Raw genomic sequence first — 14802 nt, forward strand, 5'->3', positions numbered from 1 at the left:
AGCTACTTCGGGGTCCTTTTCCGGCTACTTACCTTTGGCCCCTCAAACAACGTAATTATGCTACAGGTACAAACATTGCGCGACGAACGCGACCGGGTACTCACCGGACTGGAAAAGCGCAATATCCCGGACGCGGCCGCGAAGATCGATGAGATTACGGGCCTGGACGACCGCCGCAAGGAACTGCAGGCGCGCAACGACGCACTACTGGCGGAGCGCAACCAACTCTCGCGGGAGATCGGGGACCTGTTTAAATCCGGAAAAAAAGAAGAAGCCGGTACCCTCCGCGACCGGGTCAACACCATCAAGGAAGAGTCGGCCACCACGGAAACCGCTCTCGCCGAGGTGCTGGTCGAACTCGACGACCGGCTCGTGCAACTGCCCAATGTGCCCCACGAACTGGTCCCGGCCGGCGCCACGCCGGAAGACAACGAGGTATACCGGGAGTATGCGGGGGAGCTCCCCACCCTGAGCGATGACGCCAAGCCCCACTGGGAACTGGCCGAGGAGTACGGCATCTTCAGCCTCGAGCTCGGTGTACGCACCACGGGTAGCGGCTTCCCGGTCTTTACCGGTCAGGGCGCTCGTCTGCAACGCGCCCTCGTAAATTTATTCCTGGACCGAAATACCGCCGCGGGCTACACCGAGTACGCTCCGCCCCTGCTGGTCAATGAGGACACCGCCCGCGCCACCGGCCAGCTTCCCGACAAGGAGGGGCAGATGTACCACGTGCAAACCGATGACCTTTACCTGATCCCCACCGCCGAAGTGCCCCTCACCAATCTCTACCGCGGCGACCTGCTCGAACCCGATCAGCTCCCCGTACGGCTCACCGGCTATACCCCCTGCTTCCGGCGGGAGGCGGGCAGCTACGGCAGCCACGTGCGCGGGCTCAACCGGGTGCACCAGTTCGATAAGGTGGAGATCGTACAGGTGACCACCCCCGAAGAGAGCTACGCCAAACTCGACGAAATGGTGGCCCACGTCGGCGGTCTGCTCGACGAGCTCCGGCTGCCCTACCGGATCCTGCGCCTCTGCGGCGGCGACATGGGCTTTACTTCCGCCATGACCTTCGATTTCGAAGTGTGGAGCGCCGCCCAAAAGCGCTGGCTGGAAGTGAGCTCGGTCTCGAATTTCGAAACCTTCCAGAGCAACCGCCTCAAACTACGCTACCGTACCGAGCGGGGCACCCAGCTCGTCCATACCCTCAACGGCAGCGCGCTGGCCCTGCCACGCATCATTGCCGCCCTGCTGGAGAACAACCAAAGCCAGGAGGGTATTCTACTTCCGGAAGTGCTGCATCCCTACGTCGGGACGGACCGGCTGCAACGAATTAATTAAGGCAGTGCTTACTTTTGCGCCAAAGCGAAGAAACAATGGAAGATCTACTCAGCGACCAGCTTGAAGAATCGAAAATGCTCATGGAAGAGGCCATCGAGCACCTCGAACGCGAACTCGTCAAAGTGCGTACCGGTAAGGCCAGTCCGGCCATGCTGCACGGCATTATGGTGAACTACTACGGCGTGCCGACCCCCATCAACCAGACGTCCAGCATCAGCACCGCCGATTCGCGCACGATCACCATCCAACCCTTCGATAAGTCCAACCTGCCCGCCATCGAGAAGGCGATCTTCGAGGCCAACCTCGGCGTGACCCCCCAGAACGACGGCCAGCTGATCCGCATCAACGTACCGCCCCTTACCACCGAGCGCCGCCAGCAGCTAGCCAAGGTCGTGAAGGCCGAAGGGGAGGAAGCTAAGATCTCCATCCGCAACGCCCGCCGCGACGCCATGGAAAGTATCCGTAAGGAAGTGAAGAACGGTTACCCCGAGGACGCCGGTAAGCGCATGGAGGAGAAGGTGCAAGGCTGGACGGACTCCCTGACCAAGCGGGTCGAAGAGGTCGTCGAACACAAGGAGCGGGAAGTAATGACCCTCTAGAACACCACGTGCCGGTAAGCGCCCTGCTCCCGCGTCACGTGCGCCGTAGCGTGGCGCGCCCGCCACTCATCCGCGACGTACGGAGGGTTGGAGCCATCCACCACCACGGGGATGTCGGGGAGCGTATGGGAAAGATTCCCGGGCCGAAAGCCATTACGCACGACGATGAGGTCTACTTCCGGCAGCCCGCTGCTAAGGTTGGCCGGCCGGTCGCGGTCCAGGACCAGCACCCGCCGGTCGAGCAGGCGCAGGAGGGGATAAGCTACCGCCGTCGCCGTAAGGCTGGTATCCGTAGAGAAATCAAGCCGTCCCGTAAAGTCCGCCCCCAGCTGCTCCCGCCACGGAAGTACGTTATAGGTTAATTGATCCGCGGACAGGCTGTCCGTCATCGCCACGCCGCGCCGACCGTCGTACACGTCGATCAGGGTAGTGTAGGGTAGATGGTAGATCGTGAACTGCGGCGGGGCGGGGGAGAGTACGGGGCGCAGCATTCCGTAGCCGGCCAGCAGCGCGACCGTGCCCATGACCGCCCAGCGCGCGCGGTGACTGGGCCGGAAGGCAAGGTAGGCCAGGCAGCCGATCAGTGCGGTCAGAAGAAGGGCGGAGAGCAGGTCGAAGCCGGTAAATTTCAGGGTGGCGCCCGGGAGCTTGCGGCAGTAGAAGATGAATTGGTTCTGTAGACCAACGACCCAGCGCAGCAGGCTACCGGTAGGCTCCAGCAGGCCCCCGGCCGCGCCCACGCCCGCCAGGAAGCCGTGAAACAGGCCTAGCCCGAGGACCAGGTAGGCAAAGACGATCACCAGCGTACCGCTCAGCATGAAGTAGACCGGGAACTGTCCGAAATAGTATAGCGCCAGCGGCAACGTACCTAACTGGGCCGCCGTGGACACCGCTATGGCGTCCCAGGCATACCGCAGGGGGCCGGGCAGGTACACCCACCGCTGGATCCGCCGCGTAAAGAGCGCGATGCCCGCCACCGCCGCGAAGGACAACTGAAAGCCGACCTGGAAGAGTTGCTTAGGTTCCACGACGAGCATCAATAGCGCCGCGATGGCCAGCAGGTTGAAGACGTGGTTGTTGCGGTTCAGAGACTTGCCGAGCACCACTACGGTCACCATCAGCGCGGCCCGCTGGACGGAAGCGCTCAGTCCGGTTACCAGGGCGAAGTACCATACCAGCAGTACGGTGAGCACGGCCCCCAGGATTCGCCACACCCGCCGCGGCGGAAAAAGGAAACGCAACAACTGGGTGGCGATCAGGGCAAGGATACCGACGTGCAGCCCGGACACCGCCAGCACGTGGATGGCCCCGGTATCGGCGTAGGCAGATTTCACCTCCGTCTCCAGGAGATCGCGTTTACCCATGATGAGGGCGGCGGCCACGGCCAGGTCGTCGCCACGGAGGTAAGGTTGCAGGCTGGCGAACCAGGCTTCCCGGGAGCGGTGGCCGATGATCCGCAGGGGATGGCCCGCCTGGCGGCCTATGCGCGTCCACTCGCTGCTGTCGGAGAAACTTTGGTGAAAGATGTTCTGGTTGGCCAGGTAGGCCGCGTAGTCGAAGGCTCCGGGATTGAGGGGGCCGGACGGTGGGGCGATCGGGGCGGCCAGCAGAAGATCGTCGCCTACCGTCACGGTGTCCGCGGGCAGGTAGGCCAGTAATTTCCCGTGTACCGGATGTAGCCGTCCCTCGGTGAGCATGCCGGTGATGCGTAGTTCGGTAGCGGTCCGTCGCTCGCCGGGGCGTACGGTGGTTACGGTTCCGCGCAGCTGAGTGCCGGGGGTGAGGTGGTGACCGAAGTGCCGCCCGTCGTTGGGGGGATGGCGCGCGCTCGCGTACCAGCCGCCGAAGGCGACGATTGTCAGCAGAATAAGGGCGGAGGAAAAGGTCGCCAGTCTGCCAGCGGGGCGGGGCCGCAGGAGCAGTATAAGGGCCAGGGAGCCGAGGCATCCGGTAGTGACCAGAAAAGTCTGCTGGTATCGATAATCCAGTAAGCAGGCACCTAGTATGCCGCAGGCCAGTGCGAGAACGGGCAGCAGGAGGGGCACGCATGCCCACGGAATGGCCGGTCTTTGTGGGTTGCCTGGGGTGCTCACCGGCCGGAAGGTAGTATTTTTGGGCCTTGAACCTGTCCGGTATGCACCAATTAATTACGCTTTTCCTGTGTTTGCTCTGCTCCTGCGTTACCGCCCAGGAACGACTTACGCTGAGCGAAGCAATACAGCGGGGGCTGGAGAACAACTACCAGATTCGCATTGCCGTCAGTGAACTGGAGGTCGCGCGGAACAACAACGACTACGCGCTTACCCAGAAGTATCCCACCATTTCCCTGGGAATTAATCCGGGCGTTGGGTACCGCAATCAGAGCAACCCGGCCAGCATCGTAGTGCAGAGTACGACCACGAGTTACACCGTAGGGCCGAGCGCCTCCCTGAACTGGGTGATCTTTAACGGCGGGCGCATCCGCATCAATAAGGAGCGTCTGAAAACTCTCGCCGATTTGAGTGCCGGTCAGTTGCAATTGCAGATCGAAAACACCGTACAAGACATCATCAACGCTTACTACCAGGCCGTGGTGCAGCGGGAGCAAATCGACGTTCGCGAGCGGGTACTGGCCCTGAGTCGCGATCGTATCGAGTACCAGAACGTACGTAAGGAATTCGGCCAGGGGGGCACCTTTGACGAGTTGCAGGCCCGTGATGCTTATTTATCGGATTCCACGAATTTGGTGGTGCAGCGCGTGACTTACCGCAATGCCGTACGCAACCTGCTCCAGGTCATGGGCAACGACGAGTTGGACGGGGAAGTGGAGCTCACCGACGACCTGGTCTACGATCCGACCGACTACGACCGCGCCGCTCTGGAGGCCCAGTTGCTGGCCACCAACCGCAGCCTCCAGAACCTCCTGATTAACCGCGACCTGGCCGCCCTCCAGACCCGGCTCGTCGAGGCCGAACGTAAGCCCGTCATCGGCTTTGGCGGGGCGGCGGGCTACGACGTAGCGGTGCAGACCGGCACGCAGACCTTCGAGTTCGGGGGAGACCAGCCCGGCCGGCAACAGGAATTGCCCGGCGTGGCGGCCCGTACGCTCTCCGGAAGCGTGGGATTCACGGCCAGCTATTTGCTCTTTGACGGGGGGAACCGTAGGGTACGAACCCAGTCCGCCCGCCTGCAGGAAATTACCGCTCAGCTGGACTACCAGTCGGCCCAGCAGCAACTGCGCGCCGCCCTGCTGAACACTCTGGCCCTGTACGAAAATCAGGCGGAGATCATTGGCATCACCACCCAGCTCATCGAGAACGCCGAGCGCAATATCGAGATCGCCGAGGAGCGTTTCCGGGGGGGCACCATCAACAGCTTCGACTACCGCCAGATCCAGCTCAACTACGCCAATGCCGAAACCCAGCGCCTAAATGCCCTGCTCAACCTGAAGAATACGGAGACGGAGCTGCTGCGGGTGACGGGGCAGATTGTTAGGTGAAGTGGTAGGTTGGTACGGTGGTAAGATGGTACCACCCTACCAACCTACCACCGTACCACGCTACTACCCTACCTTACACCCATGATTGCATACGTCAGCGGCACCGTAGCCCACAAGAATCCATCTTTCGTGGTGATTGAGGCGGGGGGGATTGGTTACCACGTCAACATCAGTCTGTATACCTACACTAAGATCGAGGGATCGGAGACCGTGAAGTTGTTGACCCACTTTCACGTGAAGGAAGACCAGCAGACGCTGTTCGGCTTTTACGAGGAGCAGGAGCGGACCCTGTTCCGGCTACTGATCTCGGTGAGTGGAGTGGGGCCGGCTACGGCGCTGGTGGTGCTGTCGAGCATGAACGCCGACGAGCTGCGGTCGGCGGTGATCGGGGAGGACGTAAGTACGATCCGGAAGGTAAAGGGCATCGGGCCGAAGACGGCGCAGCGGATTATCCTGGACCTGAAGGATAAGATGATCAAGGAAAGCGGGGAATCGCCGACAATGCTTTCCGTCCAGAGCAATACGCTACGGACCGAGGCGTTATCTGCCTTGGTTAACCTGGGCTTTGCCCGGCCCTCCGTACAGCGCGCGCTGAACCGGGTGCTGGCGGCCCACCCCCAAACGGCTACGCCCGAGGACCTGATCAAGCTTGCGCTGCGGGAACTATCCTCCTGATTGCGGCCCGCCATTTTTTTTTGACTACCGCTCGCTACCCTAACTGCATACCGGGGTTTAGGAAGGATTGCATCGTATGAACAAGACACTACCGCTACTCTGTGTTGCCCTGGTTTCGCTTAGCTTTACCTACGTCCCTTACCGGACGGCAACGGACGCCGCGTGGTATGAGTCCGGCACGTACGATCCGTTCCTGAACGTGCTCACGGATACCCTTCCCCCCCTGCGCGACCGTCAGCGCGACTTCATCACCGACCCGAATACCAACCCCGTCGATCTGCAGGATCCCGCCGCGGTGGAGAAGACCGTCGAGTACGATCCGGCCACCGGTCGCTACATCGTGCGCGAACGCCTGGGCGACATCGACTTTCGCCCGCCGACCTACCTCACCTTCGACGAGTACTTCGAGTACCGGGCCAAAGAGGACCAGCGGAAGTACTTCAACAACCTGGCCGGCGTCGGTAACCCCGACGAAAGCGTCAACATCGGCGACCCCCTGGCCGACATCGAGATCGATCCCGACCTGGTGAGCAACCTCTTCGGCGGCACCGAGATCAGCATTCAGCCGCAGGGGAGCGTGGACCTGAGTTTCGGGCTGAACTACCAGTACCAGGACAACCCCTTCATCGTCGAGCGCTTCCGGCGCAATACGATCTTTGACTTCGACATGGACATTCAGATGAACGTCACCGGACAGATCGGCGACAAACTCAAGCTGAATACGAACTACAATACCGGAGCCAACTTCAACTTCGACAACCAGATCAAGCTGGACTACAACAGCGAGGCCTTCGGAGAAGACGACATCATCCGTAAGATCGAGGCCGGCGACGTGAGCCTGCCCCTGCGCGGTACCCTGATCGAGGGCGCCCAATCGCTGTTCGGACTCAAGACCGAGTTGCAGTTCGGTCACCTGCGCCTGACGGCTATCGCCAGCCAGCAACGCTCCCAGCGCGAAAAGCTGACCATCGAGGGCGGCAGCCAGCTGGCCCAGTTCGAAGTCTACGCCGATGAGTACGACGAGAACCGCCACTTCTTCCTGAGCCACTATAACCGGGAAGTGTACGAGCATGCCCTGGAGAACCTGCCGCAGATCCAGACGCTCTTTCACCTGGAAAATATTGAGGTCTGGATCACCAACGATCGTAATGAAGTCCTCGATGTCCGTGACATCGTGGCCTTCGCCGACCTCGCCGAACCCACCCGCCTGACGAACCCCAACGCCGTCGGCAAATTCCCGACGCCCCGCTACCAGGAGATCTGCGACGGCCGCCCCCTTCCCGAAAACGGCGCCAACGACCTCTACGGCCGGCTGGTCGCCGAGGGGGAGAACCTGCGCGACATCGACCGCTCGGTGTCGGTGCTGCAGTCGGCCCGCTTCGGGCTGGAGCAGATCCGCGACTTTGAAAAGGTATCGGCGCGCAAGCTGAATCCCCGCGAATACACCGTAAACCCGGAGCTGGGCTTCATCTCGCTCAACATCAACGTACAACCCGACCAGGTGGTGGCCGTGTCCTACCGCTATAAGTACAACGGAGAGATCTTCAAGGTCGGCGAGCTCTCGGTCAATACCGACAACAGCAGTACGGATACCAGCAACTTCTCCAACCAGGTCCTGTACACCAAGCTGCTCAAGTCCTCCACCCAGCGGGTGAGTGAGCCGGCCTGGGACCTGATGATGAAGAACGTCTACTCCCTCGGAGCCTACCAGGTGAACCAGGAGGACTTCCGGCTCGACGTGCAGTACGAGAACCCCGGTCAGGGTTTCCAGCGCTTCCTGCCGGTCGACGTGGATCTGCCCGGCGGTACCTTCAACCCCATCCCCGGCGTCCCCCTCATCCGGGCCTTTAACCTCGACCGCCTGAACACCCAGGGCGACCCCCAGCCCGACGGGGTGTTCGACTTCGTGCCGGGCATCACGATCAACCCGGCCACCGGGCGCATTTATTTTCCCGTCCTCGAGCCCTTCGGTAGCGACCTGGCCGCCCGCCTGCCCCCGGAGGTAGCCCCCCGCTTCACCTACCAGGAGCTGTACGACTCTACCCTGTTTCAGGCAAGGGAGTATCCGGAGAAGAATCGTTTTGCTATTCGCGGTACCTACAAATCGACCGTACAGTCGGAGATCAGTCTCGGTGCCTTCAATATCCCCCCCGGCTCGGTGCGGGTGACGGCGGGCGGCGCCCTGCTGGTGGAAGGGCGTGACTACACCGTCGACTACAGCACCGGTCGGGTGCGGGTACTAAACGATGCCATCCTCAGTTCGGGGGTTCCCATCAACGTGAGCTTCGAGGACAACACGATCTTCAGCCTGCAGACGAAAACGATGCTCGGCCTGCGCGCCGACTACGAGGTCAACGACAATCTGGCCGTCGGGGGCACCTTCATGCAGCTCTTCGAGCGCCCCTTCACCCAGAAGGTGAACATCGGCGAGGACCCCATCAACAACCGCATTTACGGCTTCGACGCCACCTTTAATAAACCCTCCGGCTGGTTGACCCGCACCCTCGATAAGCTGCCCTTCTTCAGCACCAACGCCCCCTCCAACGTGAGCGTGACGGCGGAAACGGCCATCCTCGATCCCGGGCACAGCAAGGCCATCAACCTGAGCCGGACCGAAAAGGGCGGAATCGTCTACCTCGACGACTTCGAGGGCACTTCCAGCCCTATCGACCTTATGACGCCCGTACAGCGGTGGTACCTGGCCTCCGTACCCCAGAACGACGGCTCGAACAACAACCCCCTTTTCCCGGAATCCACTCAGGAGGGCCTCGTAAGCGGTGCCAACCGCGCGTCGCTGAGCTGGTACCGCATCGACCAGAGCGCCCGCCAGGCCGGAGCCGGGGATGATCAAAACGTTTACACCAGCCGGGTGCCCCAGCAGGAGGTGTTCCCGAATACCGACCTGGGCAGTCAGCGCGGATTGTTCCAGTTCTTTACCTTCGACCTGTCGTACTACCCCAACGAACGGGGCCCCTACAACTTCGACCCCCCGCAGGGGTATCCGGGCTTTACCGCCGGGGCTCTGCCCGACCAGGGGGACCCACTCGTACCCGTGAAGCTGCTCGATCCGAAGAGTCGGTGGGGCGGAATTATGCGGGAAATGACGACTACCGACTTCCAGTCGTCCAACATCGAATTCATCGAATTCTGGATGCTGTCGCCCTTCCTCGACCCCACCAACCCCTCGCAGGCTGCCCCCGACGCCCGGGAGAAACAGGGAACGCTCTACTTTAACCTTGGCAACGTCAGCGAGGATATCCTGAAGGACAGCCGTAAATTCTTCGAGAACGGCCTGCCGACGCCCGTCAACCCCCGCCGGCCCGTGGATCAGACCGTATGGTCGCGGGTGCCCGTCGCCCAGCAGATCACCCAGGGCTTCGACAACGACCCGGAGAGCCGCCGGGCGCAGGACGTAGGACTCGACGGGGCGGACGATGCGCTGGAGCGGACGCAATTCGCGGATTACCTGGCCTCCTTCGCGGGAAGCCCGACCGTACAGCAGCGCCTGGCGGAAGACGTCTCCAACGACAACTTCTACTACTTCAACAGCGACCGCTACGCGGAAAACACCAGTCTACTCACCCGCTACAAGAACTTTAATAATACCCAGGGCAACTCGGCCGCCAACGAGAACACCGCCAGTAACCTGCGCCAGTCGGCTACCAACCTGCCCGACGATGAGGACCTCAACCAGGACAATACCCTCAACGAGTCGGAGAGCTACTTTCAGTACGAGATCCCGCTGGTGCAGTCGCGCCTCAATCCCCGCGAACTCGATCAGGAGACGACCCCCTTCATCACCGACCGCATCGAGGACCCCGCCAGCAGCCGGATCTGGTACCGCTTCCGGGTGCCCCTGAATACGGACGACAAGACGGCCGTCGGGGGCATTCAGGACTTCCGCTCCATCCGGTTCATGCGGATGTTCCTGCGGGAGTTCGAAGCGCCGGTGACCCTGCGTTTCGCCGAGTTCGAACTGGTCCGCAACAGTTGGCGCCGCTACAACCGCCCCTTCCAGACCGGTCCGATCATCGGCGGGGAGGACAATACGGAGTTCTTCGTCGATGCCGTCAACATCGAGGAGAACAGCCGCCGCCAACCCTTCAACTATGTCCTGCCGAACGGTATCCGCCGGGAGAACAGCATCGGCATTCAGAGCCTGCTGCAGAACGAACAGTCGCTGTCGCTGAAGGTGCAGAACCTCCAGCCGAGCGATAGTCGGGCCGTATTCAAGTACACGGATACCGACCTGCGGCTCTACGAGGAACTGAAGATGTTCGTGCACGCCGAGGCCACGGGGCAGAGCCGCTTCGAGCGCCCGGAGGACGGGGAGCTGCGGCTATTCCTGCGGATGGGTTCCGACTTCGAACAGAACTACTACGAATACGAAGTACCCCTCTCGCTGTCGGACACGGCGGGTCTGGCCGGACTCAACCCCAGCGGAACGGCCTACGCGGATTCCGTCTGGCTGCCCGAAAACGAAGTACAACTCCCCCTGGAGATCCTCACCGCCCTCAAGCTGGAGCGGAACGGCAACAACATCTCCAGCGAGGCCACTTACGAGCAGCAGTACTCGCCGGCCGAGGGCATCAACCACACGATCCGCATCAAGGGAAACCCCAACCTCGGCTTCGTGAAGGTCTTCATGATCGGGGTACGCAACGAAAAAGATCTGGATAATAATGGGGTCAGCGCCGAAGTGTGGGTCAACGAACTCCGCCTGGAGGGACTCGACGAGCGGGGCGGGGTAGCCGCCGTAGCGCGGGCCGACGTACAACTCGCCGACCTCGGTAACCTCACCGCGGCCGTCAATTACAGCAGCGTCGGATTCGGTGCCCTGGACAACAGCGTGCTGCAGCGCAACCGGTTCAGTACCGCCGGTTACGATCTGGCGACCAACCTGAGTATGGACCGCTTCCTCCCCTCCAAGTGGGGCGTGCGGTTGCCCGTATACCTGCAGCACAGCAAACAGACCAGCACGCCGGAGTACGATCCCTACGACTACGACATCAAGCTGAAGGACAAACTCCAGCAGGCGGAAACCGGGGAGATTCGGGACAGCATCCGCGAGCAGGCTCAGGAGATCAATAAGATCACGGCCGTCAACCTGAACAACGTGGGCATTGCTCCCGCGACCCGCCGCACGAAACCCAGTCCGCTCGACCCCGCCAACTTCAGCGTGAGCTACGGCTACACCAAGAACGAACGCAGCGACCCCTACATCCAGTCGGAAGTAATCAAGGACCATACCGGTGCCCTCGATTACACCTTCAGCCGCGGGCAGGGTGCCGGACTGGAGCCGTTCAAGGGCATCGAGAGTAAGTACCTGCGCCTGCTGAGCGAGTTTAACCTCAACCTGCTGCCCAATACGATCAGCATCACCAACGTCCTGAACCGTAGCTTCTCCACCACGAGTTACCGCTTCGCCGGGGTGGACGAGCGCTTCAACACCTTCTTCAACAAGCGCTTCATCTGGAACCGGAGCTACGACGTGCAGTGGAACCTCACCCGCAGCCTCCGCCTCGGCTTCAATGCCAACATGAACGCTACCATCGACGAGCCCGACGAGAACGAGCTTGTTCTCCTTCCCGATCAGGAAGCCAAGGACATCCGTCGCGACAGCATCTGGAGCAGTCTGCTCGACGGGGGCAGACCCAAACAGTATAACCACACCTTCAACGCCAGCTACCAGCTGCCGCTCCGCTTCCTGCCCTTCCTCGATTTCGTGGACGTACGGGCACAGTATCTCGGCAACTATTCCTGGGCGGCCTCCCCGCTGCTGATCCAGGAAAAGGGGCTGGGCAACCTGATCCAGAACAGCCAGCAACGACAGTTGACGGCCGACCTCAACTTCGAGCGCTTCTACGATCAGATTCCCTTTCTGCGCGCCATTAATCAGAGTGCCCGCCGCCGGCCCACCCGCCGACCGGGTACCACCAGCGACGAGGAAACCAAGGAAGCCAACAAAACCACCAAGGCACTGATCAGACCACTGCTGGCCCTGCGGCGGGCCCGGCTCAACTACAGTGAAGAATTTACAACGGTCATCCCTGGATTTCTCCCCGAACCCAATCTGTTCGGGCTCAGCGACGGGTGGAACACGCCGGGCTGGGGCTTCGTGGCCGGACTACAACCCACCATCCGCACCCTGGCCGAGGACCAGCGGCAGAGTGACCAGGATTACCTCAACACCCTGGCCCAGGACGGTTACATCAGCGATAATCCCATGTTGAGCCAGGACGTCATTCAGAATTACACCAAGCGGTGGGACGCGAACGCCATCATCGAGCCCTTCACGGACTTCCGCCTGGAACTTACCATGGACCGGTCCTTCACCGAGAACTACACCGAAACGTTCAAGGTGCAGGACAAAGGCCCCAACGAACCCTTCCTGCACAGCGTGCCGGTACGCGACGGATCACTCACCTTCAGCAACGGCGGCGCGCTCAGTCTCTTCAATCAGGATACCACGAGCCTGAACAACCTCTTTGCCACCTTCGAGGCGAACCGGCTCATCATCAGTCAGCGACGGGGGGGAAGTACGCCCCACGCCGACCCCGATCTGGCGGCCCAGGGATATTCCTTCGGATACGGACCTAACCAACAGGAGGTACTGCTGCCGGCCTTCCTGGCCGCCTACCGCGACGAGGACCCCAGTACCGTCAATCTCGACCCCTTCGACGCCGTGGGCGCGCCGAACTGGCGCCTGACCTGGAACGGACTGGATCGGATCGGTGGGTTAAGCGAAATCTTCCGCCGGGTAAACATCACCCACGGCTACCAGTCGAGCTTCAGCATTTCGAGTTACGGGACCAGCCTGGATTACCTCGACGCGATCGAGCGGCAGACCACGCCCCAACTGACCGGCTACGACACGGTAAGTCTCAACTACTACCCCCGAATCGAGATCCCCAACCTGTCCGAGTCGAAGGCCTTCGCGCCCCTGCTGGCCATCGATGCCGAACTGGTGAACGGCCTGTCTGTCAACTTCGCCTACACCAGCAACGAAACCCGGAGTATTAACGTAGTGAGCAAGCTGCTCTCCGAAAGTGTCGGGAAGGAAGTGATCGGCGGATTCGGGATCGTGCTTCAGGACATCCAGATCGGCTTCCTGCAGGGCCGTCAACGCTCCCGCGAACCCGCCACCCCCCCTACGCTGAACAACCGGCAGGGTGGAGGGAATAGCCGCTCGGGCGGGCGCCTCAACGTGAGCGATATGGACATCCAGTTCAACTTCAGCCTGCGGGAATCGAAAACATACGCCAGCCGGCTCCTGCCGCCCACGCGGGAAATCATCGAGGGAAGCCGAATCTTTACCCTGGCCCCCTCCGTGGAGTACCAACTGAATCAGCGACTGAGCCTGCGGGGCTTCTTTGACTACCGCAAGACGACCCCCTTCAACCCCCTGGGCTTCCCGCAGACGGCCGCCAGCGGAGGAATCGTCGTCCGCTTCCAACTGAACTAGCCAACCTCATGACGCGCAGCTGAACCATACTTGCTCCGGGCTATTTACCTTTGCCCCCCCAAAAGCTGATCATGAGTCAACCTCAATTCTACCCCCTGCGCGTCGTGCGCCTCGAACCGGAAACCGACCGGGCGGTGAGCGTCTACTTCGACGTCCCCAGCGCCGACCGGACCGCCTTTAACTACCGGGCCGGACAGTACCTCACCCTCCGTTTTTTCATCAACGGTAAGGAGGAACGGCGTGCCTACAGCATGTGCTCCGCCCCCCACGACAACGAACTGGCCGTCACCGTCAAGCAGGTCAAAGGAGGGATCGTGAGCAATCACATCGCGAACAACGTGCAGGTAGGGGAAGAGATTGACGTGATGCCGCCCATGGGCCGCTTCCTGGCCGAGGTGGACCCCGCCGCCCGCCGCCGGTACTACCTCTTCGGGGCCGGGAGCGGAATTACCCCCCTGATGTCGATCCTGCGCTCCGTACTGGAGGAGGAGCCGAAATCGGAGGTGATCTTACTCTACGGCAATCGCGATGAAGACAACATCATCTTCGACGAGAAGCTGCGGGAACTACAGGATAAGTACGCGGGTCAGCTTACCGTGGAGCACACCCTGTCGCGACCGAAAAAGTACGCGACGAAGGGGCTGAAGGGTCTCTTCAAGCGCAGCCACACCAAGTGGGAGGGCGCCCGGGGACGCATCGACCGCAGAACACTGGTCGACTTTCTGCAGCGCCACCCGACGGACGGACTCGACTGCCGCTATTACGTGTGCGGACCCGGTGAAATGATCGACAACGTAGAGGCCGCCCTGCTCGGCCACGGCATCAACGAGAAGCTCATCCACGTAGAGCGCTTCGTATCCGCTAACAGTGCCCAGCAAAAAAACGGGGAAAGCCGGGGCGGCAAGATCAACGTCAAGCTCAACAAGGAAACCTTCTCCATAGATTTGAAGCCCGGACAGTCTATTCTGGACGGACTGCTCGAGGAAGGGAAGACCCCGCCCTACAGCTGCCTGGCCGGGGCCTGCTCTACCTGCATGGCCCGCGTGGAAAAGGGGGGCGTGAAGATGGACGTCTGCTACGCGCTGGATGAGTCAGAGGTGGAGGAAGGCTACGTCCTGACCTGCCAGTCGCATCCGGTCACGCCGGAGGTCGACATCGACTTTAACGTTTAGGGCGGGCACGCGGGTGCGGTGATTTTACCCGTTGAAACATACGCCGAGACCGTATATTTAGGTGCCCATTCC

General features: G+C 61.3%; 7 protein-coding genes. 6 read left to right on the forward strand and 1 reads right to left on the reverse strand.

What is annotated here, in order from left to right:
- Positions 1-57 precede the first annotated feature (57 nt).
- Together serS and frr are read left to right on the forward strand one after the other, a co-directional pair.
- Positions 58-1341 carry a serine--tRNA ligase gene (gene serS / locus NMA52_RS00695; protein WP_254825703.1) on the forward strand — a complete coding sequence of 428 codons (1284 nt, stop codon included), beginning with the start codon at positions 58-60 and terminating at the stop codon, positions 1339-1341.
- A gap of 35 nt (positions 1342-1376) precedes the next feature.
- Positions 1377-1940, forward strand: a complete 564-nt coding sequence (gene frr, locus NMA52_RS00700) for a ribosome recycling factor (RefSeq protein ID WP_254825704.1) — start codon at positions 1377-1379, stop codon at positions 1938-1940.
- Here frr and NMA52_RS00705 read toward each other — a convergent pair.
- Positions 1937-3985 (reverse strand): ComEC/Rec2 family competence protein, encoded by a 2049-nt coding sequence (locus NMA52_RS00705; protein WP_254825705.1) that lies wholly within the window; start codon positions 3983-3985, stop codon positions 1937-1939. The two genes, frr and NMA52_RS00705, sit on opposite strands and share 4 nt — an antisense overlap.
- 89 nt (positions 3986-4074) lie before the next feature.
- Here NMA52_RS00705 and NMA52_RS00710 point away from each other — a divergent pair, with 89 nt between their 5' ends.
- From NMA52_RS00710 to NMA52_RS00725, 4 genes are all read left to right on the forward strand, one after another.
- Positions 4075-5418 (forward strand): TolC family protein, encoded by a 1344-nt coding sequence (locus NMA52_RS00710; protein WP_254825706.1) that lies wholly within the window; start codon positions 4075-4077, stop codon positions 5416-5418.
- 81 nt (positions 5419-5499) lie between these two features.
- The gene (gene ruvA, locus NMA52_RS00715; RefSeq protein WP_254825707.1) at positions 5500-6093 is read left to right on the forward strand and encodes a Holliday junction branch migration protein RuvA; all 594 of its coding nucleotides are present in this window, start codon (positions 5500-5502) and stop codon (positions 6091-6093) included.
- Positions 6094-6169: 76 nt separating this feature from the next.
- A complete protein-coding gene (gene sprA, locus NMA52_RS00720) occupies positions 6170-13558 on the forward strand; it encodes a cell surface protein SprA (RefSeq protein ID WP_254825708.1) in 7389 nt (2462 codons plus the stop codon).
- A 71-nt stretch (positions 13559-13629) separates the two neighbouring features.
- On the forward strand, positions 13630-14730 hold the full coding sequence (locus NMA52_RS00725) for a ferredoxin--NADP reductase (protein WP_254825709.1): 1101 nt from the start codon (positions 13630-13632) through the stop codon (positions 14728-14730).
- Positions 14731-14802: the final 72 nt, after the last annotated feature.

Source organism: Lewinella sp. JB7, from assembly GCF_024297185.1.
Classification (GTDB): domain Bacteria; phylum Bacteroidota; class Bacteroidia; order Chitinophagales; family Saprospiraceae; genus Neolewinella.

What these genes read in the sequence shown, in the direction of transcription:
- serS (WP_254825703.1), top strand. Translation starts at nt 58, where the DNA reads ATGCTACAGGTACAAACATTGCGCGACGAACGCGACCGGGTACTCACC.
- frr (WP_254825704.1), top strand. Translation starts at nt 1,377, where the DNA reads ATGGAAGATCTACTCAGCGACCAGCTTGAAGAATCGAAAATGCTCATG.
- NMA52_RS00710 (WP_254825706.1), top strand. Translation starts at nt 4,075, where the DNA reads ATGCACCAATTAATTACGCTTTTCCTGTGTTTGCTCTGCTCCTGCGTT.
- ruvA (WP_254825707.1), top strand. Translation starts at nt 5,500, where the DNA reads ATGATTGCATACGTCAGCGGCACCGTAGCCCACAAGAATCCATCTTTC.
- sprA (WP_254825708.1), top strand. Translation starts at nt 6,170, where the DNA reads ATGAACAAGACACTACCGCTACTCTGTGTTGCCCTGGTTTCGCTTAGC.
- NMA52_RS00725 (WP_254825709.1), top strand. Translation starts at nt 13,630, where the DNA reads ATGAGTCAACCTCAATTCTACCCCCTGCGCGTCGTGCGCCTCGAACCG.